At 71.8% G+C, this 25,686-nt stretch carries 26 protein-coding genes; 17 read left to right on the forward strand and 9 right to left on the reverse strand.

What is annotated here, in order from left to right; translation table 11 throughout:
- The first annotated feature begins 12 nt into the window (after positions 1–12).
- The 4 genes from ABZ693_RS28125 (at position 13) to ABZ693_RS28140 (ending at position 6,467) form a co-directional block, all read left to right on the forward strand.
- Entirely contained in the window at positions 13–2,412 is a 2,400-nt protein-coding gene (locus tag ABZ693_RS28125; protein WP_359882778.1) for a xanthine dehydrogenase family protein molybdopterin-binding subunit, read from the forward strand.
- Between the two features lie 360 nt (positions 2,413–2,772).
- Positions 2,773–4,239 (forward strand): NCS2 family permease, encoded by a 1,467-nt coding sequence (locus tag ABZ693_RS28130; protein WP_359882781.1) that lies wholly within the window; start codon positions 2,773–2,775, stop codon positions 4,237–4,239.
- Between the two features lie 146 nt (positions 4,240–4,385).
- Positions 4,386–5,534, forward strand: a complete 1,149-nt coding sequence (locus tag ABZ693_RS28135) for an XdhC family protein (RefSeq protein ID WP_359882783.1) — start codon at positions 4,386–4,388, stop codon at positions 5,532–5,534.
- Positions 5,535–5,567: 33 nt separating this feature from the next.
- Complete coding sequence (locus ABZ693_RS28140; protein WP_359882786.1) at positions 5,568–6,467, forward strand: helix-turn-helix domain-containing protein; 900 nt, start codon at positions 5,568–5,570, stop codon at positions 6,465–6,467.
- Here ABZ693_RS28140 and ABZ693_RS28145 read toward each other — a convergent pair.
- The 3 genes from ABZ693_RS28145 to ABZ693_RS28155 form a co-directional block, all read right to left on the reverse strand.
- Positions 6,443–6,682, reverse strand: coding sequence for a hypothetical protein (locus tag ABZ693_RS28145; protein ID WP_359882789.1), 240 nt, complete (start codon positions 6,680–6,682; stop codon positions 6,443–6,445). The two genes, ABZ693_RS28140 and ABZ693_RS28145, sit on opposite strands and share 25 nt — an antisense overlap.
- The gene (locus tag ABZ693_RS28150; protein WP_359882791.1) at positions 6,679–7,383 is read right to left on the reverse strand and encodes a TNT domain-containing protein; all 705 of its coding nucleotides are present in this window, start codon (positions 7,381–7,383) and stop codon (positions 6,679–6,681) included. The genes ABZ693_RS28145 and ABZ693_RS28150 overlap by 4 nt, the downstream gene beginning before the upstream one ends.
- A 134-nt stretch (positions 7,384–7,517) precedes the next feature.
- Positions 7,518–8,120: a TetR/AcrR family transcriptional regulator gene (locus ABZ693_RS28155; protein ID WP_359882793.1), complete on the reverse strand. Its 603-nt coding sequence runs from the start codon at positions 8,118–8,120 to the stop codon at positions 7,518–7,520.
- 129 nt (positions 8,121–8,249) lie between these two features.
- Here ABZ693_RS28155 and ABZ693_RS28160 point away from each other — a divergent pair, with 129 nt between their 5' ends.
- A complete protein-coding gene (locus tag ABZ693_RS28160) occupies positions 8,250–9,404 on the forward strand; it encodes an acyl-CoA dehydrogenase family protein (RefSeq protein WP_359882795.1) in 1,155 nt (384 codons plus the stop codon).
- A gap of 1,255 nt (positions 9,405–10,659) precedes the next feature.
- On the opposite strand, the gene ABZ693_RS28165 is transcribed toward ABZ693_RS28160, so the two are convergent.
- A complete protein-coding gene (locus tag ABZ693_RS28165) occupies positions 10,660–10,950 on the reverse strand; it encodes a hypothetical protein (RefSeq protein ID WP_359882797.1) in 291 nt (96 codons plus the stop codon).
- Positions 10,951–11,626: 676 nt separating this feature from the next.
- Here ABZ693_RS28165 and ABZ693_RS28170 point away from each other — a divergent pair.
- On the forward strand, positions 11,627–12,166 hold the full coding sequence (locus ABZ693_RS28170) for an NUDIX hydrolase (RefSeq protein ID WP_359882800.1): 540 nt from the start codon (positions 11,627–11,629) through the stop codon (positions 12,164–12,166).
- Here the strand turns inward: ABZ693_RS28170 and ABZ693_RS28175 are convergent.
- Positions 12,126–13,529, reverse strand: coding sequence for a helix-turn-helix domain-containing protein (locus tag ABZ693_RS28175; protein ID WP_359882802.1), 1,404 nt, complete (start codon positions 13,527–13,529; stop codon positions 12,126–12,128). The genes ABZ693_RS28170 and ABZ693_RS28175 overlap by 41 nt on opposite strands.
- Before the next feature lie 457 nt (positions 13,530–13,986).
- Between ABZ693_RS28175 and ABZ693_RS28180 the strand changes: the two genes are divergently transcribed.
- The 8 genes from ABZ693_RS28180 (at position 13,987) to ABZ693_RS28215 (ending at position 19,556) form a co-directional block, all read left to right on the forward strand.
- Positions 13,987–14,286, forward strand: a complete 300-nt coding sequence (locus ABZ693_RS28180) for a hypothetical protein (protein WP_359882805.1) — start codon at positions 13,987–13,989, stop codon at positions 14,284–14,286.
- A complete protein-coding gene (locus tag ABZ693_RS28185; RefSeq protein ID WP_359882807.1) occupies positions 14,283–14,738 on the forward strand; it encodes an ATP-binding protein in 456 nt (151 codons plus the stop codon). The genes ABZ693_RS28180 and ABZ693_RS28185 overlap by 4 nt, the downstream gene beginning before the upstream one ends.
- Before the next feature lie 348 nt (positions 14,739–15,086).
- Positions 15,087–15,764: a hypothetical protein gene (locus ABZ693_RS28190; protein WP_359882810.1), complete on the forward strand. Its 678-nt coding sequence runs from the start codon at positions 15,087–15,089 to the stop codon at positions 15,762–15,764.
- On the forward strand, positions 15,761–16,330 hold the full coding sequence (locus ABZ693_RS28195; RefSeq protein ID WP_359882813.1) for a hypothetical protein: 570 nt from the start codon (positions 15,761–15,763) through the stop codon (positions 16,328–16,330). Before ABZ693_RS28190 ends, ABZ693_RS28195 begins: the two co-directional genes overlap by 4 nt.
- A gap of 344 nt (positions 16,331–16,674) precedes the next feature.
- Positions 16,675–17,790, forward strand: coding sequence for a radical SAM protein (locus ABZ693_RS28200; RefSeq protein WP_359882816.1), 1,116 nt, complete (start codon positions 16,675–16,677; stop codon positions 17,788–17,790).
- Positions 17,787–18,533 carry a dTMP kinase gene (tmk, locus tag ABZ693_RS28205; RefSeq protein ID WP_359882819.1) on the forward strand — a complete coding sequence of 249 codons (747 nt, stop codon included), beginning with the start codon at positions 17,787–17,789 and terminating at the stop codon, positions 18,531–18,533. The genes ABZ693_RS28200 and tmk overlap by 4 nt, the downstream gene beginning before the upstream one ends.
- Complete coding sequence (locus ABZ693_RS28210; protein ID WP_359882851.1) at positions 18,415–19,170, forward strand: endonuclease/exonuclease/phosphatase family protein; 756 nt, start codon at positions 18,415–18,417, stop codon at positions 19,168–19,170. The genes tmk and ABZ693_RS28210 overlap by 119 nt, the downstream gene beginning before the upstream one ends.
- Positions 19,171–19,241: 71 nt before the next feature.
- A complete protein-coding gene (locus tag ABZ693_RS28215; protein ID WP_435842567.1) occupies positions 19,242–19,556 on the forward strand; it encodes a MazG-like family protein in 315 nt (104 codons plus the stop codon).
- Between the two features lie 793 nt (positions 19,557–20,349).
- Here ABZ693_RS28215 and ABZ693_RS28220 read toward each other — a convergent pair.
- From ABZ693_RS28220 to ABZ693_RS28235, 4 genes are all read right to left on the reverse strand, one after another.
- Positions 20,350–21,555, reverse strand: a complete 1,206-nt coding sequence (locus ABZ693_RS28220; protein ID WP_359882821.1) for a cytochrome P450 — start codon at positions 21,553–21,555, stop codon at positions 20,350–20,352.
- Positions 21,556–21,774: 219 nt separating this feature from the next.
- A complete protein-coding gene (locus ABZ693_RS28225; protein ID WP_359882823.1) occupies positions 21,775–22,329 on the reverse strand; it encodes a PaaI family thioesterase in 555 nt (184 codons plus the stop codon).
- A gap of 114 nt (positions 22,330–22,443) precedes the next feature.
- Positions 22,444–22,644 (reverse strand): hypothetical protein, encoded by a 201-nt coding sequence (locus tag ABZ693_RS28230; protein WP_359882826.1) that lies wholly within the window; start codon positions 22,642–22,644, stop codon positions 22,444–22,446.
- 41 nt (positions 22,645–22,685) lie between these two features.
- Entirely contained in the window at positions 22,686–23,147 is a 462-nt protein-coding gene (locus ABZ693_RS28235; protein ID WP_359882832.1) for a glutaredoxin domain-containing protein, read from the reverse strand.
- Between the two features lie 269 nt (positions 23,148–23,416).
- Between ABZ693_RS28235 and ABZ693_RS28240 the strand changes: the two genes are divergently transcribed.
- From ABZ693_RS28240 to ABZ693_RS28250, 3 genes are all read left to right on the forward strand, one after another.
- Complete coding sequence (locus tag ABZ693_RS28240; RefSeq protein ID WP_359882835.1) at positions 23,417–24,178, forward strand: SDR family NAD(P)-dependent oxidoreductase; 762 nt, start codon at positions 23,417–23,419, stop codon at positions 24,176–24,178.
- 93 nt (positions 24,179–24,271) lie between these two features.
- Positions 24,272–24,988, forward strand: coding sequence for a TetR/AcrR family transcriptional regulator (locus tag ABZ693_RS28245; RefSeq protein ID WP_359882837.1), 717 nt, complete (start codon positions 24,272–24,274; stop codon positions 24,986–24,988).
- A gap of 212 nt (positions 24,989–25,200) precedes the next feature.
- A complete protein-coding gene (locus tag ABZ693_RS28250; protein WP_359882840.1) occupies positions 25,201–25,599 on the forward strand; it encodes a Zn-ribbon domain-containing OB-fold protein in 399 nt (132 codons plus the stop codon).
- Positions 25,600–25,686 lie beyond the last annotated feature (87 nt).

Below are 25,686 nucleotides of genomic sequence, written 5' to 3' on the forward strand. Positions count from 1 at the left end.
GGAGGGACCGCGATGACCCGGCCCACACTCACCGCGCCCGCGGGCACTCCCACCGGCCTCACCCAGAGCCACCACCGCGGCGGCGTCGGCGAGTCCACCCTGCGCCCGGACGGCACCCTGAAGGTCACCGGCGAGTTCGCGTACTCCTCCGACATGTGGCACGAGGACATGGTGTGGGGCCACACCCTGCGGTCCACCGTCGCGCACGCCGAGATCGTGTCGCTCGACATCACCGAGGCCGTCGCCACCCCCGGCGTGTACGCCGTTCTCACCTACGACGACCTGCCGGCCGACGTGAAGCACTACGGCCTGGAGATCCGCGACACCCCGGTCCTCGCCCACGGCAAGGTGCGCCACCACGGCGAACCGGTCGCCCTGGTCGCCGCCGACCACCCCGAGACCGCGCGCCGGGCCGCCGCCCGCATCCGGGTCGAGTACCGCGAACTGCCGCTGGTCACGGACGAGGCCTCCGCCACCGCCCCCGGAGCCCCGCTGATCCACGAGCACCGCACCGACCACTACGCCGCGTACGTCCCGCACCCCAACATCCTGCACCGCCAGCCCATCGTGCGCGGCGACGTGGCGGCGGCGCGCGCACGGGCCGACGTGATCGTCGAGGGCGAGTACACCTTCGGCATGCAGGACCAGGCCTTCCTCGGCCCCGAGTCCGGCCTGGCGGTGCCCGCCGAGGACGGCGGCGTCGACCTCTACGTCGCCACCCAGTGGCTGCACGCCGACCTCGCCCAGATGGCCCCCGTCCTCGGCCTGCCCGAGGACAAGGTGCGGATGACGCTCGCCGGGGTCGGCGGCGCCTTCGGCGGCCGCGAGGACATCTCCATGCAGATCCACGCCTGCCTGCTCGCGCTGCGCACGGGCAAGCCCGTCAAGATGGTCTACGACCGCTTCGAGTCCTTCTTCGGCCACGTCCACCGCCACCCCGCGAAGCTGCGCTACGAGCACGGCGCCACCCGGGACGGCAAGCTCACCCACCTGACGTGCCGGATCGTGCTCGACGGCGGCGCGTACGCGTCGTCCTCCACGGCGGTCGTCGGCAACGCCGCCTCGCTGGGCGCCGGACCGTACGTCGTCGACGCCGTCGACATCGAGGCCCTCGCCCTCTACACCAACAACCCGCCCTGCGGCGCCATGCGCGGCTTCGGCGCGGTGCAGGCGTGCTTCGCGTACGAGGCGCAGATGGACAAGCTCGCGGCCCGGCTCGGCATGGACCCGGTGGAGTTCCGGCAGATCAACGCCATGGAGCAGGGTTCGCTCATGCCCACCGGCCAGCGCGTCGACTCCCCGGCACCGGTCGCCGAGCTGCTGCGCCGGGTCAAGGCCCGGCCGCTGCCGCCCGAGCGCCAGTGGGAGACCACCGAGGGCGCCGACGTCCGCCAGCTGCCCGGCGGCTTGTCCAACACCACCCACGGCGAGGGCGTGGTGCGAGGCGTCGGCTATGCCGTCGGCATCAAGAACGTCGGCTTCTCCGAGGGCTTCGACGACTACTCCACCGCCCGGGTCCGCCTGGAGGTGGTCGGCGGCGAGGCCGTCGCCGTCGTCCACACGGCCATGGCCGAGGTCGGGCAGGGCGGCGTCACCATCCAGGCCCAGATCGCCCGTACCGAGCTCGGCGTCACCCAGGTCACCCTCCATCCGGCCGACACCCGGGTCGGGTCCGCCGGTTCGACGTCCGCCTCCCGGCAGACGTACGTGACCGGCGGCGCGGTCAAGAACACCTGCGAGGCAGTCCGGGAGCGGGTCTTCGCCCTCGGCCGGCGCCGCTTCGGCGCGTACCACCCGGCGTGGGCGACCGCGGAACTGCGACTGGAGGGCGGCAAGGTCGTCACCGACGGCGGCGAGGTCCTGGCCCCGCTCGCCGACGTCCTCGGCGACGAGGCGATCGACCTGGAACTGGTCCACCGGCACCGGCCGACCGAACCACTCGACCGGCGTACGGGGCAGGGCGACGGCCACCTCCAGTACTCCTTCGCCGCGCACCGCGCGGTCGTCGAGGTCGACACCGAGCTGGGCCTGGTCAAGGTCGTCGAACTGGCCTGCGCGCAGGACGTCGGCAAGGCGGTCAACCCGCTGTCCGTCGTCGGCCAGATCCAGGGCGGCACCACCCAGGGCCTGGGCGTGGCGGTCATGGAGGAGATCGTGATCGACCCGGCGACCGCGAAGGTGCGCAACCCGTCCTTCACCGACTACCTCATCCCCACCATCCTCGACACGCCGACCATCCCGGTCGACGTGCTCGAACTCGCCGATCCCCACGCGCCGTACGGCCTGCGGGGCGTCGGCGAGGCGCCGACCCTGTCGTCGACTCCGGCCGTCCTCGCGGCGATCCGGGCGGCGACCGGGCTGGAACTGACGAAGACCCCGGTCCGGCCGGAGCACCTGACCGGCACGGCGTAGGCCGTACGGGGGCGGGGCCCTCGGGTGGCGGTACGGGACGACAGCGGTGTGACACGCCGCACGGCCCGTACCGCCGCGCCCCCGGCCCCGCCCCGGTCCCCGCTCCCGGCGTGTCGCGCCGCCGCGGCCCGTACCGCCGTCCGTACCGTTTTCAGGCCGTGCCCAGGCCACGCAGAGGCCGTACCCGGAGCCCGACCTGACCGCGCGTCGACCGCTCGCCGACCGCGCCCCGACCGTGTCATCCCGTCCGTCTCGGGCCGTCCCCCGGGCCGTGCGACCCATCGGGCATCCCGCCTCCCGCACTTCCCGGACGATTTCGGAGATCCTTGCGGGTGCCCCCGAACCCTGGGAGACAGGCCCATGACCCACCCGTCAGTGGAGCCGGGGACCCCGGCGGAGGGCGCGGGCAGCGGCCCGCGCCACCCCGCCGACCAGTCCTGGCTCGACCGCTACTTCCACATCTCGGAGCGAGGTTCCTCGGTCGGGACCGAGCTTCGCGGCGGCGTCACCACCTTCATGGCGATGGCGTACATCCTCCTGCTCAACCCCCTGATCCTGTCCGGCAAGGACATCGACGGCCATGTCCTCGGCCAGCCCGCGCTCATCACCGCCACGGCCCTGTGCGCGTCCGCCACCACCCTGCTGATGGGCCTGTGGGGCAAGGTCCCGCTGGCCCTCGCCGCCGGGCTCAGCGTCTCCGGTGTGATGGCCTCGCAGGTCGTCCCCGTCATGACGTGGCCGCAGGCCATGGGCATGGCGGTGGCGTACGGCGCGGTGATCTGCCTGCTGGTCGTCACCGGCCTGCGCGAGATGATCATGAACGCGATCCCGCTCGGCCTGAAACACGCCATCACCATCGGCATCGGCCTGTTCATCACGATCATCGGCTTCGTGAAGGCCGGCTTCGTGCACGAGAACCCGGCCCCGGGCGGCGGCCCCGTCACCCTCGGTCCGAACGGGCAGCTCGAAGGCTGGCCCGTCCTCATCTTCGCGATCACCCTGCTGCTCATTTTCGCGCTGCAGGCCCGCGAGATCCCCGGCGCCATCCTCATCGGCATCATCGTGGGCACCGGACTCGCCGTCCTGCTCAACGCCGTCGTGAACATCCCCGACAAGGAGTGGTTCGCCGGCCCGCCCGTCCTGCACGGCGGCGCCGTCTCCATGCCGGACTTCTCGCTCCTCGGCAACGTGACCTTCCGGGGCTGGGGCGACGTCGGCTATCTCACCATCACGATGATCGTCTTCACTCTGGTGCTGGCGGGCTTCTTCGACGCCATGGCGACCATCCTCGGCGTCGGTACGGAGGCCGAACTCGCCGACGCGCAGGGCCGGATGCCCGGTCTGTCCAAGGCCCTGTTCATCGACGGCGCCGGCGGCGTCATCGGCGGCGTGGGCAGCGCCTCCGGCCAGACCGTGTTCGTGGAGTCCGCCACCGGCGTCGGCGAGGGCGCCCGCACCGGCCTCGCCGCCGTGATCACCGGCGGACTGTTCGCGCTGTGCCTGTTCTTCACCCCCCTGACGGCGATCGTGCCGCAGGAGGTCGCCGCCGCGGCCCTGGTCGTCATCGGCTCGATGATGATGCAGAACGCCAAACACGTGGACTGGCACGACCGTTCGGTCGCGATCCCGGTCTTCCTCACCGTGGTCCTGATGCCCTTCACGTACACCATCACCGCGGGTGTCGCGGCCGGCATCATCTCGTCGACCGTCATCCGGACCGTGCAGGGCCGGGCCCGGGAGGTCGGCGGCCTGATGTGGGCGCTGACCGTCGTGTTCGTGGTCTACTTCGCGATCCATCCGATCGAGAGCTGGCTGGGCGTCGGCTGACGGCCGTACCCGGACCCGCACGGACCATATGGACCGTATGGACCCGCGCGAACCCGCGCGAACCCGCATGAACCCGTGTGGACCTACGTGGTGCCGTACGGGTCCCCGCGCCGGCGCCCCATCCCGAGGACCCGAGGAGTGACGAGATGCTGGACATCGCCGAGGAGCTGCACCGATGGATCGCGCGGGGACGCGACGCCGCCGTCGCCACCGTCGTGGCCGTCGGCGGCAGCGCGCCCCGGCAGCCCGGTGCCGCGCTCGCTGTGGACCGCGACGGCACGGCGATCGGGTCGGTGTCCGGCGGGTGCGTGGAGGGCGCCGTCTACGAGCTGTGCCGGCAGGCGATCGAGGACGGCCGCAGCGTCGTCGAACGCTTCGGCTACAGCGACGAGGACGCCTTCGCCGTCGGCCTGACCTGCGGCGGCGTCATCGACATCCTCGTCACCCCGCTCCGCGGCCCGGTCCTGGCCGAGGCGCTCGAAGCCGCCGCCGCGGGGCTGGCGGCGGCCCTTGCCCGGATCGTCGCCGGGCCGCGGGAGATGCTGGGCCGGGCGATGCTGGTACGCCCCGACGGCAGCGTCGAGGGCGGCTTCGGCGGCCACCCCGACCTGGACCGCACCGTCGCCGGCGAGGCGCGCGCGATGCTGGACGCGGGCCGCACGGGCACCGTGGAGATCGGCGCGGACGGCAGCCGCTGCGGGGAGCCGGTCACCGTCCTCGTGGAGTCCTCCGTCCCCGCCCCGCGCATGATCGTGTTCGGGGCCGTCGACTTCGCGGCCGCGCTGGTGAAGGTCGGCGTGTTCCTCGGCTACCACGTGACCGTCTGTGACGCCCGCCCCGTCTTCGCGACCCGGGCCCGCTTCCCGGACGCGGACGAGATCGTCGTCGACTGGCCGCACCGCTACCTGGAGTCGACCGAGGTCGACGCGCGCACCGTGCTGTGCGTGCTCACCCACGACGCCAAGTTCGACGTGCCGCTACTGCAGGCCGCGTTCCGGCTCCCCGTCGCCTACATCGGCGCGATGGGCTCCCGGCGCACCCACGAGGACCGGGAGCGGCAGCTGCGCGAGGCCGGGGTCACCGAGGCCGAACTCGCCCGGCTGCGCTCGCCGATAGGGCTCGACCTCGGGGCCCGTACGCCCGAGGAGACGGCCCTGTCCATCGCCGCCGAGATCGTCGCCGCCCGGCGCGGCGGCAGCGGGGCCGCCCTCACCGGCGCGGACACCCCGATCCACCACGACCTCCCGCCGGCCCTCCCGGGGCCCGCCGCCAACTCCTCGGATCCGTCCGCTTGAGTCTCCCGCCGGGGGAGACGCCACAGTGGGGCCATGGACAGCCTTCTCCCCATCGGCGAACTGGCCCGGCGCACCGGCCTGTCGGTCAAGACGATCCGTGCCTGGTCCGACGCCGGTCTCGTGCCCCCGGACGCCCGCACCCCGGCCGGATACCGCCGCTACGGCGCCGAGGCCGCCGCCCGCCTCGAACTCATCGGCACTCTGCGTGAGTTGGGCCTCGACCGGGCAGCCATCCGGGCCGTGCTGGCGCGGGAGTCGAGCCCGGCCGAGGCCGCGGCGGTCCACGCCGAGGCCCTGGAAGTGGAGATCCGGGCGCTGCGCCGGCGCCAGGCGGTCCTGACCATCGCCGCCCGGCGCGGGTCCGACGCCACCGAACTGGCCCTGCTGCACCGGCTCGCCGTGCTCAGCGTCGAGGAACAGGATCACCTGGTAAGGGACTTCGTCGAAGCGGTCTTCGGTAACGGCCTTCGGGCGCCCTGGACGGCGGGAGTCGTCCACAGCCTCACCCCCGAACTCCCTGCCGACGCCGACCGGGAGCGGATCGAAGCCTGGATCGAGTGGGCCGAGCTGGCGCGGGACCCGGAGTTCCGGGCGCTGCTGCGGACGATGGCCGAGGAGTACGAGGCGGGGCGGGCCGCCGACGGACCGCCGCGCCCCGATCCGGTGGCCCGGGTCCGTACGGCGGTGGCCCCGGCGCTCGCCGCCGGGCTCGCGCCCGGCGATTCCGGCGCCGCGCCGGTGGTCGCGGCCGTGCTCGCGTGCGGCGAGGCGGGCACCCTGCTCGCCCGCCTGGAGGGCATGGACGACCCCCGCCGCGACCGCCACCAGGAACTGCTCGCCCGGATCAACGGCTGGCCGCCGCCCGAACCGCTGGCCCCGGTGCTCGCCTGGGCGATCGAGGCGCTGCGTCAGAGCGCGAGCGTGCGGAAGTGAGCGCAGGCCGCCGATTCGGTGGGGTGGCGCCCGACCGGGTGGTGCGCGCCGCGCTCGTACACCCCGGTCTCCCAGCCGGAGCCGTCGGGCGCGCGGCGGAGGTAGACGAAGTCCGGTGGTGTGGGCGCCGGTTCGTGGACGTCCTCGATCCAGTACCGCCCGTCGGGCACCCCGGCGTCCCGGAGCGCCCGCGCGAGTCCGCGCCGGTCCTTCACGCCGGAACGCGGGCCAAGTAGCCGTTGTCCAGCAGCCACTTGACGTTGAGCCGCTGCCCCTCGCCCGGGTTCAGGAAGGCCGGGTCGAGCTTGATCTGACGGCCGCCGCCCGGCTGGTCGAACCAGGGCGCGATGGAGCCCTCCCAGACGACGAAGCTCCGGGTCACCTCGTACACGCGATAGTCGCAAGGGTAGGCGGGCTCACGGGTGTTGAGGTTCTGCGGCGGCAGCGCCCGCTTCGCGTAGGCGTCGCCGGCCGGGGCGAGGTAGCCGCCGTATTCCGAGCCGAAGCGGTCGAGCCGCTCGCCCTCGGCGAGCGTCTCGGGGGCCTTGTCGACCTGGCCGTTGACCTCGGCGAAGCCGTCGTTCGGCGGGTACTTCCAGCCACCGGTGTCGGCCGGGCCCTCCCAGTACTTCTTGAGGAAGTCGGCGGACGACAGCCGGCCGGTGCGGTGGTAGCCGCGCAGCAGCGGGCCCACCTGCTCCCGTGCCTTCCGGGGCAGGTGCCGCGGGCCGAGCCGCTGGTCGCTCTCGAACTCGCCGGTGCACTGCGCGGGTGCGGCGGTGTCGGGCCGGGGTGACGGCAGCGGGTCCGCCGGGCTGGCCTCGGCCGTCGCCGGGACGGCGGTGGCGAGGACGGCGGTGGCGCCGAGCCCGGCGAGGACGGCACGGATCCGGGCGGCCGTACGGGTGCGTTCCACGCGGAGATCTCCTTGCGACGGGGGCGGGGTGCGCGGCACAAGGTAGTCGAACGTACGCTCACGGTGACCGGGTTGCGGTGTGAACCGGCCAGAATCGGCAGGGGGTTGTCGTGCGTCGGCGGGCGGCCCGCTGATCAGGCCTTGCGCAGCGCGTTGAGCAGGAGCTCGGACAGTTGCTCGTACGCGGCGGCGTCGGCGAGTCCGGTGGCGGCGGCCACCTGCCGCCGCTGGATGCGGACCATGACGGAGGCGATCACGTCGGCGGCGAAGGCCACGTGGACCTCGCGGAACACCCCGGCCGTCACGCCCTCCTCGATGAGCTGCTGCACCCGGCCGGCGGCGGCGCGGGTGTTGCGCTCGTAGACCTCGGCAGCCGGCTCGAAGGCGGCCACGTCGTCGAAGAACCGCGGGGAGACCGGGGCGAGTTCGGCGGAGACCGCGCGCAGATAGGCGGCCAGCCGCCCGGCGGGGTCGGACTCGGCGGAGACGGCCGCCTCGACCCGTCCGGTGGCGCGCCGGAAGAAGTGCACCACGGCGGCCCGGACCAGCTGCTCCTTGCTGCCCGCGAGGCCGTAGAGGGTGCGCTTGGAGCAGTGCAGCCGGGCGGCCAGGTCGTCCAGGGTGAACCGGGCGAAGCCCTCGTCGACCAGTAGCGCCACCAGCTCCTCGAACAGCTCGGTGCGGCGGGCGGCGCCGCGCCCCGTGTGGCGGGGGCCGGCGGCCGGGGTCTCGATCACCTGACCAGTATGCCGGTCGCGCAGGTCGGGGGGTTACGGGGAGATCCTTCTGCGCTACGCTGACCGGTACTGACGTACCCCTCTCGGTACCGTTTCGTAGCTCACCCTCTGCGCCGTGATGGAGTCGCCATGGACGTCGACCGCCTGCTTCCCACCCCCGAGGCGGCGGACCTCCTCGCTCTCGCGCGGGAGATCGCCGACAAGGAGCTGGCCCCGCGCGTGGACGCCCACGAGGCCGCGGAGACGTACCCCGAGGGCCTCTTCGCGACCCTCGGCCGGGCCGGGCTGCTCGGCCTCGCGTACCCCGAGGAGCACGGCGGCGGTGGCCAGCCGTACGAGGTCTACCTCCAGGTCCTGGAGGAGCTGGCGGCACGCTGGGCCGCGGTCGCCGTCGCCACCAGCGTCCACACCCTCGCCTGCCACCCGCTGTACGCCTTCGGCACAGCGGAGCAGAAGGAGCGCTGGCTGCCCGGGATGCTCGAAGGCCGGCGGATCGGCGGCTACAGCCTCTCCGAGCCGCAGGCCGGCTCCGACGCCGCCTCGCTCAGCTGCAAGGCGGAGGCGACCGCGGACGGCACCGCGTACCGGATCACCGGCACCAAGGCCTGGATCACCCATGGCGGCAAGGCCGACTTCTACTCCCTCTTCGCCCGCACCGGCGCCGGCAACCGCGGCGTCTCCTGCTTCCTCGCCCCCGGCGCCACCGAGGGCCTGAGCTTCGGGAAGCCCGAGCGCAAGATGGGCCTCCAGGCCGTGCCCACCACCTCCGCCTACTGGGACGGCGCCCTCGTCGACGCCGACCGGCGCATCGGCTCCGAGGGCCAGGGCCTCCAGATCGCCTTCAGTGCCCTCGACTCCGGCCGGCTCGGCATCGCCGCCTGCGCCACCGGCGTCGCCCAGGCCGCGCTGAGCGCCGCCGTCGCCTACGCCAACGAGCGCACCACCTTCGGCCGGAAGATCATCGACCACCAGGGCCTCGGCTTCCTCCTCGCCGACATGGCCGCCGCCGTCGACGCGGCCCGCGCCACCTACCTCGACGCCGCCCGCCGCCGCGACCTCGGCCGCCCCTTCAGCCGCCAGGCCAGCGCGGCCAAGCTCATCGCCACCGACGCCGCGATGAAGGTCACCACGGACGCGGTCCAGGTCCTCGGCGGATACGGCTACACCCGCGACTTCCCGGTGGAGCGCTACATGCGCGAAGCCAAGATCATGCAGATCTTCGAGGGCACCAACCAGATCCAGCGCCTGGTCATCAGCCGCGGGCTGATCACCACGGAGAAGTAGCAGGCCGCTGGGGGTTAAGGGGAGCGTGGCTCAACCCTGAGGCTCTGCTGTCGAGCGCTTCGCGTGCCGCCTGGGGCGCCGTTTGGGAGAATTTCGGGAGATCAAGTTTTCAACTTCTTCTCCCGAAGGGATCGGCCCGAACTTCCGGGAGTCGATCACAGGTCTCACAGGCTCCCACCACATGCGCTCCAGGCTCGCAGCGATCTTGAGTTCCATGCCGAGCGTCGAGTGGGAGTACGTCCCTTCGGGCCTCGCGCCCCATCCGCTCCTCGACGGCCACCCTCGGGTGGCCGTCCTCGTCCAGCCACACCTTGTTGGAGTGGCGCAGGCCGTGAGGAGTCATGCTCGCTACGCCGAGCACCGGCCGGATGCCCGGCCGAGCTGCGTGCCCCCGGCTGCTCGGCTCAGGGGCGTGACCGTCCACGATCGGGTGGAACGTGTCGCTGTAGAACTCGCCGCCGATGAGGAGCCGGCCGCCCCGGGGCGCGGTGAATACCAGCCGCGCGACGTCGGCGGCGACGGCCAGGCACGCGCCGGAACGCCCCGACCACGACCCTGGCCAGGCGGGTAGGCGTGATGAGACCCGCGGCCCGGCCGGCATGGTCGGGGTACGTCGGCCCCGGTGGTCGGGCTCTGGTCGGGGTGGCTGTGGTCTGCCCCGACCAGGCCCTGGCCATGCCGGTCACCGGAAGGTCACGGCGGGCTGCGCGTGTTGGCGCCTGGCCATACTTTCGGAAACACCGGGCCCGTGAGGCTGGACGGTGAGGTCAGCCGAGTTCCTGCTCCACCCAGTTCTCGACGATGAAGTATCCGGGGCCGGGGGAGTACGCATACGATTTCGTATTTGCGCCTACCCACGGGCCGTAGATCGTGATGGGGTTGCTTCCGCGTTTTGAGAACTTCGCGACAGCACGGTGCTGCCAACTCACTGTTCCCGCCTGGCACTGCGAACCGGCGGTCGGCGTGCCCCAGTGGCTGAACGTGTACGCCCAGCAGGGGTAGCTTGCTGCCGCTTGTGGTGAGGGAGACGCTGCTCCGGCTGGGGACGCAGCGCCGGCAAAAGCGCCCGCTATCAGCGCTAGAGCGGTGATGTACCGGTTGGGTTTCATGCCCCGATGCTGACAGCGGATCGACGACATCGGACCCTCGCATTTGTCAGGTGGACAAAGTACGGCCACCAGAAGGCCCTCACCCATTTCAAGATCCCTCAGCCGAGACCTCCATCAGCCGTCCACAGCCTCCCGGGGCAATATATCTAGTCAGCCTTGTCAAACAAGGCAAGAAGGTCATCCAAGCCGGTGATCCCCAGAAGCGTGAACGACGCTACGGCGATGCCGAATACCGTCGACCAGTACGTTGCCCGGGAGATCTTTTCCTGGGCAACCTCGTCGTGTAGGTGGGTGCCGATCGCTCCGAAGAGGAGCCCGGCGGCGGCCATCGTGCCGACGACCACCACGAACTTCATCGGCTGCTCGTGGGGTACAGCCCTGCGCATCTTGGCAAGCAGGACAAATCCTGCGGCCATCCCAAAGAAGAACCAGGCCATCTGCTGATTGTCCCTGTTCGCCACACTTCCCCCAATTTGCTCCGCCTCCTCGTGAGACGGCGCCTCGCAGCAGTCCAAGCTACTCGTTCAGCTCCAACACCTCGTCCCCGTGCGGCACTTGGGCTCCCGATGTCCGCACCCCGTCCTCCTTGACGACATACCAACCAACGGTCAGATGACCGAAGGAAACGCCCTAGTTGTCCTGGGCAGGAGGTTCTTAGGCAATTCGCTCGCTCCCGACACTGCGGCCAGCGATGCCAAATCGAGCCGCAGCCTGTAGGAAGCGGGCGCGACCACGGGTCGATCGAGGCGGAGATCTACCGAAAAAACCTCCGACTCAAACACGAGGGGAGGGCGGATGCACGACGATCGGCGCACTGCCCATATGCCCAGGATGCCCTGCGCCCGCCGAGGAAGCTCGGGCGCAGGCGACGCCCGAGCGCCCTCGGCGGACTTCCTGGGCCGAATCTCGGTGTCTGCGTGCATGTAAGCCCCTGCATGCGAGAGACTGAGATGCGCCGCGCGGCCCACTCCCCGGGGCGCGTGCAGGATACGCTTCCCCAGCGGCATTGCGAGGAGCCCGGCCGCGTACTCCACCCCACCCCTGCGGCCTGGCTTTCGTGTTTTCGTACGCACGCCTGCGAGCGGGCCGTATCGCTGTGCGAGGCTGGCAGCCATGAGCCAGTGGACCGTGCACGGATCGCGCCCCGTCTACACCAGCCCCTGGGTGCGCCTCGAACTCGTCGACGTCGAGCCACCCGGGTGCGCCCGGTACGAGCACCACCTGATCCGGCTGGCGCCGGTCGCCGCCGTCGTCCTCCTCGACGATGCTTCGAACGTGCTGCTGATGTGGCGCCACCGCTTCGCCACCGACACCTGGTCGTGGGAGATCCCGAGCGGGATCGTCGAGGACGGCGAGACCTCGGAGGCCGCTGCCGTCCGCGAAGTCCTGGAGGAGACCGGCTACGAGATCCAGCCGGACGACCTCACGCCCCTCGCGTACATCGAGCCGATCGGCGGCATGAGCGACGCAGTGCACCACGTCTACCTCGCGCGGAACGCCCGGCCCGTCGCGGACCCAGTCGACACTCACGAGGCCGACCGCATCGAGTGGCGGCCCCTGGACGAGGTGCAGCAGATGATCGACGACCGCGCCATCGTCGCCGGGGTCGCCGTCACGGGGCTGCTTCAGCTGCTGGCGCGCCGCCCGCAGTGAGCTCCGGGACCGAGGCGATCAGCTCGCGCAGGTCCCGCACCGGCGCTGTGCCGGCCGCACACATCGGGATCGCCGCCACCACCTCCCGGGCCCGGGAGACCACGATGCCGGTCAGGTGAGCCGGCGGCAGGCCGAGCAGCACGCTCTCCGTCGACCGGCACGCAACCGACACCTCGCCGACCGAGACGAGGCTCTGCGCCTCATCCATTGAGATCAGCGCCTGGTCCAGGTACTCGGTGGGCGCGTACAGGGTGCGGGCCCGTTGTAGTGCGGCCTGAGCCCGGCGGGTGTCGCCGAGCGTCGTCCACATGCTTCCGATGTGCCAGGTCAGTTGTTTCTCGGTGTACCCGTACGCCATGTCGGCGATGTCCTCGGCGCGGAGCCGGGCGAACGCCGTTTGGGCGAGCGCGAGCGCGTCCTGTGCTTCCCGTCCGCGCCCCATCCTCGCGAGCGCCCGCGCCTCAAGAGCCGGCGCCCATGCCGCTGTTGCACACACTGTGGAGCCGGCGACGAGGCGGGCCCGCTCGGCGAGCGCGAGGGCGGCGGCGGGAGCGCCGAAGTAGAAGGGGATCACGGCTTCTCTGGCCAACAGCCACGCTCGGAGGCCACGGTCTCCGGTCTCTTCTGCGAGGAGTTGCCCGAGGTGGTACCAGGCCCTCGCCTCGCGGTGATCGCCGAGCGCGACCAGGGCCATGCCAGTGGTACCCGCGAGTTGTGCGCCGACCCGGCAGAGCCGCGCGCGGACATCGGCGGACTGGCGGCCCGCGAGCAGCGCCTTGACTGCCCGGAAGTCCTCGACGGAGCCGGCCAGCAGTTCGGATGGCGGGAGAATCTGGTACTCGTGGCCGTGCTCGGACGCGCGCCGCTCCAGCTGGTCGAGGGTGGTCTCGGGTACTCCGCCGGCGAGCAGAGCGGCAGCGCTGGTGCGAAGGGCCGTGAGGGAGACGAGCCGGACGTCGTTCGTCTCCGGGGCGGCGTCATGCCGGGCGGAGGCGCCCGGCAGGGGTGCGGTGGCGGGCGAGGAAGCAGCTTCTGCGCTTGGGGTGTAGTCGTGCCCGTAGCCCAGTCGGTCAGGGCGGGTCTCGTACAGGCGGCACAGACAGTCAAGGTTGTCCTCGCTGGGGCGGCCACGTCCTGTCTCCCAGCCGGAGAGCTGCTGCACCGAGACGCGGGTGCCTACCTCGGCCAGGTGCTGCCGGGCCTCGGCCAGGGTCCAGCCGCGGGCGAGACGGTGCGCCTGGAGCAGGCCGCACCCGGTCTCGGCGGCGATGGCGACGGACGTCTCCCAGCCGGTCCAGCTGGCGGCTTGGGCACGTCCCACGATCGCGCGGGCTGCCGTACGCCTTCCGTCGCTGCGCGGCACGGGTACCACCTCCGGGCCCAACGTAGTGGCGCCGTGCTGCCGGGCGAGGGCGTTTTCATACCTTCGCAGTGACCAGAGCGCGGACTTCACTCCCAAGCGGTGATTGGCTGTCAATTTCGTCGCGGGGCAGTCATGGCACAGCGCGATTGAACAGGCCCAAGGTGTGTTCTCCCGATCGACCCACCTTGGGAGTGCACGGATGTCGAGCACGAACTCTCGGCCTGATGGGGATTCAGGCCATCTTCCCCGTTCCGTCGTGGCGCCCCCTGCTGAGCGTCGCCTCGTCTCCGGTCAATGGCTCCTTGAGTCCGCGCCGTCGAGGGAGGCCGCGGAAGAGCGGTGGGCGAATGCCGGGGCGGCGATGCTCCGGTCGGGCGCCTGGTACACCGCAGTCTCGGTCCCGGCCGAAGTCGTGCACGCGGCATGCGAGGCCGCCAGTCCCGAGGACTGCGCGCCGGTGCTCGCCAGCCTCCTGGACGGGCCCGTCTTCTACGGGCCCGTCGGCTTCCGGCAGGAGGGCGGGTACACCGCGCTGCTGCCCTCGGCCGCGTCCGACTGGCGGGAGCCGAGCGTGGTCGTGCTCCCTGCCCGCGCGGAACTCCTCGTCCCGGCCCCCGAGGTGCTTGCACCGTGCGGAGAGGGTCCGTGGTGGGTCATCCCGCCGGACCGCCACATGCGCCTCTGCACACCGGCCCGGCTGAAGGGGATCGTGCGCCGGGGCCGGGAGCGGATCGCTGCGGGTGGTGAGCCGTCGTGACCAGCATCAGCAGCCCGAGCGTGGTCGAGGCCACGCGGACGTCGCCCTGCGAGCCGGTCGAGGAGGTGTTCAGTCGGCACCTGGAGCGGCGGCCGGAGTCCGCTGGCGCCGCACGACGCCTGGTGTCCGCGGCGCTCCGCTCCTGGGGGCTGGAGAGCGCCGAGACCGACGCGTGCCTGATCGTCAGCGAACTGGTGGGGAACGCGGCCCTGCACGCCCGCTACAGCCGGATCCTGGTCACGGTCGCCCGCGTCCAGCCGGACCTCGTGCGGATCGCCGTCGTCGACCGCTCCCGCGCGCTGCCGGAGCTTCACGAGCCCGGAGCGCACGAGGAGTCCGGCCGAGGGCTGGCGACCGTCGACGCCCTCTGCGGTGGCCGGTGGGGCGTGGACCCGCTCGGGTGGGGCAAGCACGTGTGGGTCCTGCTGGAGACCGGCGGGGCTGGCCGGTGAGGCCGTCGGCTGGCGAGGCCATCTACTGGGCCGTGGTCCTGGTGATCCTCGGCGCCGTGTGCCTCGGCATCATCCGCGAGGGGCCGTCCGGTGGGTAAGCGCATCTGGGTCTCCGGACTGTGCTGGCGCTGCGAGAGCGACGAACGGCCAGTGATGTGGCTCGGCCCGGTCACAGCCAGGATGCCGGCGCCGCCCCGTTCTACGTCTGCGAGCCGTGCGTCGAGCGTCTTGAAGAGCTTGCCCGCGCGCACCATAGCCGCCGCGATCAGCTTGCGGCCTCTTGACTCCCGCACCCGGCCGGACCGTCCCGAGACGGCCGGGTGCGGGCCCATCCCGAAGGATCTGTGGATGAGTTGGAAGTGTCGCCCGGTCTACCGGGGGCTGCCCGTGCCGGCGGTCGCCACATGGGAGGGCGAGTGGGAGGTCACCCCGGCGGTGTATCTGCGGGGCGGCCGGATCTCGTATGCCGACCCGCTGTTCGACGCGTCCCAGCGGCATCGTGGCGCGCTGTGGCGCGTGTGGTCCCTGGCCCGGGACAAGGGCGTCCCGGAGCTCGGCGGGGTCCACCCCGCCCGGCAGCGCCTCGCCATGCGCCGGCTGCTGTGTCAGGTCTGCTTCCTGCAGACCGGCACCGAGGCTGCCCGGGAGGGCGGGACGCTGTTCGTCGTGGGCGCGTCCAGCAGGGCGGGGACCGCCGGGCCGATCGAGGACGGCGAGCGCACGCCCCACCCTCCGGTGCATCTGGAATGCGCGTGGGAGTCTGCGCGCTCGTGCCCGCACCTCCTGGAGGGCATGGCCGCGGCCCGGGTCCCCACGGTCCGACCGTGGGGTGTCCTCGGGGTTCTTCATGCCTCGATCGGTGACCACCTGGTCCCCGTCGACCCGCGCGTACAAGTCGCTTACGAGGATCCGTACATCACCCGCGTCCTGGCCCGACAGGCCGTGGTGGAGCTGGACGGCTGCCGGCCGGTCGACCTCCGGGCCGAAGCCGAGCGCGCGGGGCTCGCGGGGGTGGGCGCCCGATGACCGCCGACCGCACACCGCCCTACCTCCCTGCCCCGAGCACGCGCTCCGCCCTGATGGGTGTGGATGAGCGCTGGAGCGCCGTACGCGTCCTCTCGCACTGGAGCCACCTCGTCCTCGGCGCCCTGGGCGCCCTGGGCGCCCAGGGCGGCCCGGCATTCGAAGACCTTGGCCTGTGCCACATCGTGTGGCCGCTTCCGCCGGGAGGCGCCGACGACTGGCCGGACGCGACCGCCGCCGGCGTACTCCCGACCGAGCCGGGAGAACGCCTCCTCGTCCCCGGCCTCAAGGGCATGCCCGGGATGCCCTGGCTCCACCCACCGGCGGCCGAGCGGCCGTTCACCGACCCTGGCGTGCTGCGCCGCGCGGTCGAGACGGTCATCGGCTCACTGGAGGACGCGGGCGCGCTCGGCCCGGTGGCCGTGTGCCACGAGTGCGGCGCCGCGACCCGGGACGCCGAACTCGTCGCCTTCACACCGCAGATGTGCGGCCCCGGGTGGAGTACGTACGAGTGCCGGAGCTGCTACGACGGCCGCGGCCGCCGCCGCACCCCGGAGGTGCCGCGATGAACGGTCGGGCCGCGCAGTGGCTGTACGTGCTCGTGCTGGCTGCGCTCCTCGCGGTGCTCTGCCTCGGCGTGTTCCTGCGCCGCTGACCCCTCAGACCGCCCCGGCCGGCTTGCAGTCCCCCACCGGCCGGCCGGGGCCTCAACCACCTGCCCGCGGCCGTGGACGTATCTGGGCCTGGGGCAGGGCACGACCGCCCTGGCCGGACTCCACCCTGGCCGGGGCACCATCCGCCGGCTGACGTCGGAGGTCCCGAGCGCGGCGCCGCTCCTGCTGTGACGGCAAGGGCGGCCCGCCACCTGGCCCAGGACGGCCGGACACCACCCAGCGAGTAAGGGAGAACACTCTTGAGCGCGCGCCCCATCCTGAGCGGCGGCGAGCAGGCCGCCTCGTGCTACTTCCGTACGACCGTGGACCACCCGCACCGGAAGGCTCTCGTCCAGATCTGCGAGCCGTGCAATGCGCTGTGCGCCCACTGCTTTGTGACGGCGACGAAGCGCGGCACCTATATGCCGCTGGAGAAGATCCGGGAGCAGTTGGTTCCCCAGCTCGCGGAGGCCCGCGTCACGCGGGTGACCATCACCGGCGGCGAGCCGTTCATGCACCCAGACCTCCTGGAGATCATCGCCGCGTTCCGTGAGGCTGGCATGTCCGTTGGCGTGTGCACCAACGGCACCATGTGCAGCGATGAGCAGATCTCCGCCCTGGTGGAGCTGGACGCCCACATGAACGTGTCGCTGGACGGGTTCTCCGAGGAGTCCCACTCCGTGTTCCGTGGCCTGCCCGGGTGCTTCGCGGAGACCGTGGACACCGTCAGGAGGTTCGCCGCCGCCGGCATCCTCCAAGGCCTGCTGTGCACGCCGAACAGCTTGGCCGAGGATCGGGAGTACCGGGACCTGGTCAGGTTCGCGCGGGAGCAGGGCGCAAAGTACGTGCTGATGAACCCGCTCGGGAACATGGGGCGCGGCCAGTCGAGGAAGGCACAGGGGAAGCTGCGTACCCCGGATGAGCAGATGCGGGAGATCGCCGCCCTCACCGAGCCGTTCGGGGAGGACGTGGAGCTGGTGAACATCCGGTTCCCCAACGAGGACAAGCCGCTGGCCGGCTGCGAGGCCGGGACCATCGTCTACGTCTTCACGGACGGCGGTGTGGCGATCTGCCCGTACCTCGTGTTCGCGGCCCGGACGACGGCCTCCCAGCACCCGGACTCCGACTTCCTCGTGGGCAACGTCTGGCAGCACGACGACATCGCGGCCCGCCTGGCCGCGTACGGGAAGTTCTCCGACCGGTGGGACCTCGGGGGCAACTCGACGTGCGGCGCGTGCTCCCTGTCGCCCTCGTGCGGGAAGGGCTGCCCGGCCGCCGTGGTGGCCGCCGGCGAGCGGATTGGCGCCGTGGACACCGAACAGTGCCCCGTGGTCCCGCGTCAGACCCGCGTCCTGCCCGTGGTCGGTGTCTCGTGATCGCCGGCCGCGGCCTTCTGGTCGCCATCGAGGGCCCGGGCGGAGTCGGGAAGTCGACCGTCACGGCTCTGGTCGCCCGCCTCCTCGGGGCGGAGGGTGTGCCCGTGCTGGCGACCCGGGAGCCCACGGACACCGCCTTAGGCAACCTCGCGCGGCACGGCACGGACGACTACCAGGGCGAGGCGATGGCGTGCCTTGTCGCCGCCGACCGGTTCAAGCACGGCGAGACGATCCAGCCGGCGCTGGAGCGCGGGGACGTCGTGGTCTGCGACCGGTACATCGCCAGCAGCCTGGCGCTCCAATGCATGGACGGCGTGGACCGCGAGTTCGTGTGGCTCCTCAACGAGCGGCAGGTCCAGCCGGACCTGACCGTGATGGTCAGCGGCGACCCGGAGGTGATCGAGGCCCGGCTGACCGCGAGGGGCGCGCACTCCCGGTACGAACGCGCCGAGGACTCCAGCCTTGTGGAATGCGCCTACTTCGCCGAGGCCGGTAAGTTCCTGCGGGGTAAAGGGCATCGCGTCTTGGACCTGGACGCCACCGAGACGCCGGCCGAAGAGGTCGCCCGCCTGACCGTCGCCGCGATCACCCGACTCCGGAAGGACCCGACCGATGCTGGACGTGTTGACGTTCAACCTCAACAACCCGTCCCGGGAGCGCGCGGAGCGACAGCTCCGGTACCTGGCGCAGCGGCCGGAGCCGGTGCTCGTGCTCACGGAGACGGCGCGCAGCGCGGGGTGTGAGTTCCTGGCCGAGCGGTTCGAGGGGGCCGGGTACTCGGTGAACTTCCCCCGGCCGCCGCAGGGCACCCGGGAACGGGGCGTGATGATCGTGTCCCGCCTCGCCACGAGCCCGCTCCCGCTGCCCGTGGACTACCTCCCGCACCGGGTGGCCGCCGTGACCGTCGAGACGAGCACGGGCCCGCTGGAGGTCGTCGGGGTATACGTGCCGTCCCGGGACGCCACGGAGGCGAAGATCACCAGGAAGCGCCGGTTTCTGGAGGGCCTGGCCGCCGTCCTCCCCACCGGGGTTGTCGGCCGCCGCCTGGTCCTCGGGGACTTCAACATCCTGGAACCCGCTCACGTCCCGCGATACCGGATCTTCCAGGAATGGGAGTACGCGTTCTACACCGGCCTCGGTGCGGCCGGGTATCGGGACGCCTTCCGGTTCCTGGCCCCGGACGCCCTGGAGTACTCCTGGGTGGGGCGCACCGGCGACGGCTACCGCTACGACCACGCCCACGTCTCCGGGCCCCTCGCGGCGAGCGTGGAGGGCTGCCGGTACGTGCACGAGCCGCGTACCAACGAGGACCGGCTCACCGACCACTCCGCGCTGACGGTCTCCCTGGCGCTCGCCGCCACGGCACCGCTGGACGTGTGAGACCCGGCCCGGGGCGAGGCCCTGACGCCGGCGCTTTTCTGACCACCTGAACGACAAGAACGGAGATCGACGTGGACACCACGTGGGACGGCGTGACCCAGCTGCGGAAGTGGCTGGATGACGAGGGCCAGGCCGCGGCCGGTGACGTACGGCTGCTTCGGGTCCTCAAGATCGGGGAGGAGTTCGGTGAAGCCTCCGAGGCCATCACGGGGGCGCTCGGAGCCAACCCGCGAAAGGGCGCAAGCCACACCTGGACGGACGTGGAGAAGGAACTCGCGGACGTCATCGTGACCGCCATGGTGGCCCTCTCCACCATCACCCCCGACGCGGAGAAGGTGCTGGAGGCACGTACCCAGGCGCTCCTGGAACGCATCGGCCGGGCCTGAACCTCGGGCTCGCACGAAGGAGCCCGAGGAAGTGGGCTGCCGACCCTACAGACCGTCCCGGCCGGGTCCTCTTCGTGGGGCCGGCTTCCAGGCCGGCGCCGGCCTCCACCTCAGTACCGCGACACACTCAGGCGACGGCAGCGGGCCCCGGACTCTCCGTCCGGGGCCCGCCAGAAGGAGTTGGACCACGTCCCCCGGGGTTCTGCCACCGGTGCAATCACTCGTCAGGGTGAAGTCATCCGCCAGGCGCGTCTTCAAGCCAGGCCGCGCGGTCTGATGCCCATGCGGAGCGTTTGCCTCCGGTCGATACCAGTCCGGGTCGGCATGGCGCGGAGGGGGGAACTCATATGCGAGATGGAGTGAGAGACATGAGACTGCCACCGAGTACTCGCGCGGGTAAGGAGGCCCGGCGGGCCGAGCGACCTGACACACGTGCCCCCCGTGATGGCGGCCTCCAACGCCAGCCTGAAGCTGCCGTGGCCTTGATGCACCTGTAGTGGCGCTGGGAACTACTGCCACCTCTCCATCCAGCGTCCCGCGCCCCCGCTCGTCGAGCGGCGGCGCTTGCGTTGAGTGGGAGATGATCTTGAGGGGTGCATCGGCCTGCATCCGGAGGCACTGGAATGCATCCGCCGGTTTCCGGTGCGTCGCAGGGCAGAGGTCATAGAGGGTCTCTGACCTGCGGCAACCGACGACCCCTCTTCGATCATGCAGATCTTCGAGGGGACGAATCAGATCCAGCGCCTGGTGATCAGCCGCGGGCTGATCACCACGGAGAAGTAGCGGACCGGGGTTACCAGGCCACCGGGAGTTCGAGGGGGAAGCGGCGGATCGTCTCCGTGTCCCAGCGGACCTTTTCCGGGGGGACGGCCAGGCGCAGGGTCGGGAAGCGTTCCAGCAGGCGACCGAAGGCCGCTTCCAGTTCCGCCATGGCCAGGGGGACCGCGATGCAGCGGTGGCCGCCCCAGCCGAAGGTCATGAACGGGGCGGAGGGGCGGTCGAGGTCGATGGCGTGCGGGTCCGGGAAGCGCTCAGGGTCGCGGTTCGCCGTCAGGTAGGAGACGTGGACGAAGTCTCCCGCCCGGATCCGCGTCCCGTCCATCTCGATGTCCTCCCGCGCCACCCGGGGGATGCCGACGCCCTTGCGGAAGGGGATGTAGCGGAGCAGCTCCTCCAGGACCTCCGGCAGGCTCCCGGGCCGGTCCCGGAGGCGTTCCATCAACTCGAGGCGGCTCAGCAGGAGATAGGCGATGTTGCTGATCTGGCAGGTGACCGTGTCCTGGCCGCTGAGGGTCAACGTCAGTGCCATGACGGCCAGTTCCTGGTCGTCGAAGACGTCGTCACCCTCCCTGGCGGCGGCCAGCGCGCTGATGAGGTCCTTCCCGGGCGAGCGCCGCCGCTGTTCGACCAAGGCGCCGAAGTACGACCGCAGTTCGGCCTTGGCCTTCGCGGCGGTCTCACGCGTCTCGGGTCCGGTGGCGAGCAGCTGGTGCACATACGCCTGCATCCGCGGCCAGTCGTCCCGGGGGATGCCGAGCAGGTGGAAGATCGTCTGCCGCGGGAACGGGTCCGACAGATGACGCACCAGGTCCGCCGGCTGCCCCCGTGCGGCCATCTCGTCGAGCAAGTCGTCGGCGAGCCGTACGATCGTGTCCTTCATCGCCTCCACGCGCTGCGGGGTGAAGGCCTGCGACGCGAGGTGCCGCACCCGGCTGCTGTGCGGAGGGTCCATCACATTGACCGACTCCGGGGACACGATGGGCTCCGGGGTCAGCCTCGGGTAGTCGGTGCCGATGATCCCCGCCCGGCTGAAACGCTGGTCGGTGGTCACCTGGCGGACCCCGTCGAAGCCGGTGACCAGCCACGCCTCGGCGTCGCCGTACGGCAGACGGAAGCGGGTCAGGGTCTCGAGGTCCATCAGGCCCGCGAGAGCGGGATCAAAATCCAGTGCCTTGCTGTAGTCGAACGGGCACGTGATCGCCTCATCGCCAGGGGTCATGGGGAGTTCTCCTGTCGGCCGTCCGCCGTCATGTGGGCCCCCTGGCGAGATGGAAGCACGGATGTCCACCGTCACCGCGTCACGTGAGGCCAGGTGGACTAGGAGCCACTTGCGATCGAGTGAGGGAATCGGGCCCGCCCCCCCACCACCACGCCCGCTCACCCCCGCGTACGGCCCCACCTCCGGGACGAGGTCTCACGGACGGGGTTCAAGGGCGGATCACGCCCCGCCCGGGGCCTTGTCGCGGATCAGGCAGCTGCTCTTGCCCACCGCGCACAGCCGGCCGTCGGCGTCCACGACCCGGCAGGACGCCAGACCCCGGTTGCGCCCCAGATGCACGACCTCGGCATCGACCGTGACCGGCCCGGCGATCTCGCGCACCGGGCGCAGGAAGTCCACGTTCAGGTCGAGGGTGACGATGTCCTTGTCCGCGGGGACGGCGGAGAGGACCGCGCAGCCGAGCGCCGCGTCCACGACGGTGGACAGGATGCCGCCGGCGAGGAATCCCAGATGGTTCGTGAAGTGGTCCTGGACCGGCATGGTGAACCGGACCGTCCCGGGGTCGGCCTTGACGACCTCGATCCCGAGGACCTGCGCGACGGGCGGCGCGACGGCCTCGCCCGTGATCAGCCCACGTAGATACGCCAGGCCGGTCGCGTCGGCCCGGGTGGCGAACAAGGGCCCCTGGTCTCGCCATTGGAGCGTGGCCGTGTGGATGCCGGGTGTCTCCGCGTTCGCCTGTGCGTCCGCGTCGGCCTTCCCTTCAGCGTCCACAGCAGGCTCCCCGTCCGTGCGTACGTCTGCCTCCGACACGTCGTCCTTCCCGGCGAGCGCCTCGTGCTCCGGCTGGTGCACCATGACCCGGCCCGGCGCGCGGCCGTCGGCCGGTCAGTTCCCGTCCACCACGCGCGGGCGCGCGCGGCGGATGTCGCGCACGCGTACGAGGACGGTGCCGAGGAAGACCGTCCCCCCGGCGACGAGCCACAGGGCCGGGCCCCCGGCCCGGAACGCGTCGATGGAGGCGGCCAGGAACAGCGTGCCGGCGACAACGCCGGCGACCGTGAGAAGAGCGGTGATGCGGTGAGCCACGCCGCCATCATCGACGAGAAGTCCGCTCAGGGGAAGGGATCTCAGGCGGCGTCCCGGACGTCGCCGCCCGGGTGCGCGGTGAGTCGGGCGCGTACCCACGCCGGGTCGGGGTTGGTGTGCGGCCGGCCCGCGACCACGACCGTCGGGACGGTCTCGTTCCCGCCGTTCGCCGCCCGCACCACCGCCGCGCCCTCCGGGTCGCGCCAGATGTCGACCCAGTAGGCCCGGCGGGCGGTACGGCCCAGCCGGAGGCGCAGCCGCAGGCAGTACGTACAGGTGGGCCGCCAGTAGATCACCGGGCGCCCGTCGGCCTCGCTGCGCCGCCGCGCCTCCGCCGCCCCCGTGGGGCGGGGGAACACCAGCGGCGACTCCACGTAGGCGAGCAGCAGGAACAGCACCGGGATGACGGGGGAGGGCAGGCTCGTATCGCCGAGGAACAGCGAGGAGGCGGCGAGGGCGCCGCAGAGCACGAGAGCGGCGGGCAGGAGCCAGACACGGATCATGACGACGTATCGAAGCAGATGTCCGCCGCGCCCGGGCCCCGGGGACGGTGTCACGCGCACCGCAAGGCCGGCCACGCGGCTTCACCCCGTACGTGGAGATCGGTGCCGCCGCCGGGGAGTTGGCGGGCCAGGGCCGGTCGATAGGCTGTGGCGTCGACCGTGCCCGGTCTTCGGTCCCGTGACCGCACCGCCCACAAGGCGCGGCGGGCGGGCCATCCACTCCATCCGGCGGCCCGACACCCGCCGCCGGGGTACGTACGAGGAGATCCATGGACATCGCAGGTTCCGCCGCGCTCGTCACCGGTGCCGCTTCGGGGCTCGGGGCGGCCACCGCCGCCGCGCTCGCCGCGAAGGGCACCACGGTCTACGGGCTGGACCTCGACAAGGCGGTCGCCGGTGCCGCCGCCCCGGCCGACGGGGTCACCCTGATCGCGGCGGACGTCACCGACGAGGAGCAGGTACGGGCCGCGCTCGCCCGGATCGACGAGGACGGCGCCGAGCTGCGGCTCGCCGTCAACTGCGCCGGGATCGCGCCCTCCGCGCGGCTGCTCGGCCGCAAGGGCCCGCACGACCTGGAGCTGTTCCGTACGGTCCTCGACGTCAACCTGGTCGGTACGTTCAACGTGATGCGGCTCGCCGCCGAGGCCATCGCCCGCCGCGAGCCGGACGAGAACGGGCAGCGTGGCCTGGTCGTCAACACCGCCTCCATCGCCGCCTTCGAGGGCCAGGTCGGGCAGATCGCGTACGCCGCCTCCAAGGCGGGCGTCGCGGGCATGACCATCACCGCGGCCCGCGACCTCGCGCAGTACGGCATCCGGGTCGTCACCGTCGCCCCCGGCATCGTCGACACCCCGATGATGGCCGGGTTCAGCGAGGAGATCCGGGCCGGCCTCGCGGCGGGCGTCACCTTCCCGCAGCGGCTCGCCCGCCCCGACGAGTACGCCCGCCTGGTCACCATGATCGCCGAGCACGACTACCTCAACGGCGAGACGATCCGGATGGACGGCGCCCTGCGCATGGCCGCCCGCTGACCCGTCCGGGCCCCGGACGCGCCACAGCGGACCAAGATCCATTCGTGGCACCTAGTGCCGTCGTGCGAGGGATCCGAGTGCTAGGTTCGGGACATGACCAGCCACCCCGCCAAGCCCTCGATGCGTGACTCCCTCGTCGCGGCGGCCTTCCAGCTCTTCCTGGAGCGCGGCTACGAGCAGACGACGATCGACGACATCGTCCGCACGGCCGGGGTCGGCCGGAGGTCGTTCTTCCGGTACTTCCCGTCGAAGGAGGACGTGGTCTTCCCCGACCACGAACAGAGCCTCGCCGACATGACCGAGTTCCTCGCCGCGAGCGAGGACGGCGACGACCCGCTGCTCCGGGTCTGCGAGGCCACCCGGCTCGTCATGCGGATGTACGCCGAGAACCCCACCTTCTCCGTCCAGCGCTACCGCCTCACCCGCGAGGTCACCGGGCTGCGCACGTACGAACTCTCCGTCGTGTGGCGGTACGAGAAGACCCTCGGCGACTACCTGCGCACCCGGTTCGCCGACCGCCGCGACGGCACCCTGCGGGCCAACGTCCTGGCCGCGGCCGTCGTCGCCGCCCACAACCACGCCCTGCGGCACTGGCTGCGCTCGGGCGGCGAGGGCGACCCGCTGGCCGAGGTGGACCGGGCCCTGGAGTTCGTCCGGGACACCTGGCACCCGGACGCCGTACCCGGCGGCGCGGGCCCGGGGGCGGCCGGCGAGCGGGAGCCGGACGACGTGGTCGTCGTGATCGCCAAGCGGTCCACGCCGATGTGGCGTGTGGTGCGCGAGGTGGAGGCGAGCCTCGGCGAGGACTGAGACGTTCCAGGGCCCGGATATCCCAGGCCCTCGGATCCCTTGGCTCCCCGATCCCCTGGAACTCCAGGGACGGACAAGGCTCCTGCGGCTCCTCGGACTCCCGGGGATCTCAGTATCGTCACATGAGGGAACTCAGGTCTTTATTTACTGGCACTCAGTGCCATATCTTTGCGCCGTGCATGGTTGAGCCGCCCAGTGCAAGGAGAAGTGTCGTGTTCCCCACCGGATCCACGGGCCTGCCGAACGGAACCAGCGCCGTCCTGGCCGATGTCTCGGCCGACGAGTCCGAGCTCTACTTCCAGCGCTGCCGCTGGTGCAACACCATCGCCTTCCAGCGCCTGCTCTGTCCGACCTGCGGCTCCACCGACCTGGCGCCCGAACTCAGCACGGGGGAGGGCGTGATCTCGGTACGGCGCGGGGTCAGCGCCGCCCAGTCCGACCTCTGGCCGGTGCACATGGCCGAGGGGTTCGTGGTGCGCTGCCGGGTCGACGGCCCGCCGCACGCGGTACGTCCCGGGGTCCGGGTCCGGCTCGCGCAGGACCCCGTCGTCCCGGGCCGCAGGCCGGTCGTCCGGCTCTGCGAAGAGGCCACGATCGACACCTGGTACTGAGCACGACGGAAGGGGCGTGTTGGCCGGTGTCGCGGAACGGACGTTCCGGGGCACCGGCCACCGCTATTCCGTCGTTTGGCGGGAAAA

Origin of the sequence: Streptomyces laurentii (assembly GCF_040635425.1) — a bacterium.
Taxonomy (GTDB): domain Bacteria; phylum Actinomycetota; class Actinomycetes; order Streptomycetales; family Streptomycetaceae; genus Streptomyces; species Streptomyces laurentii.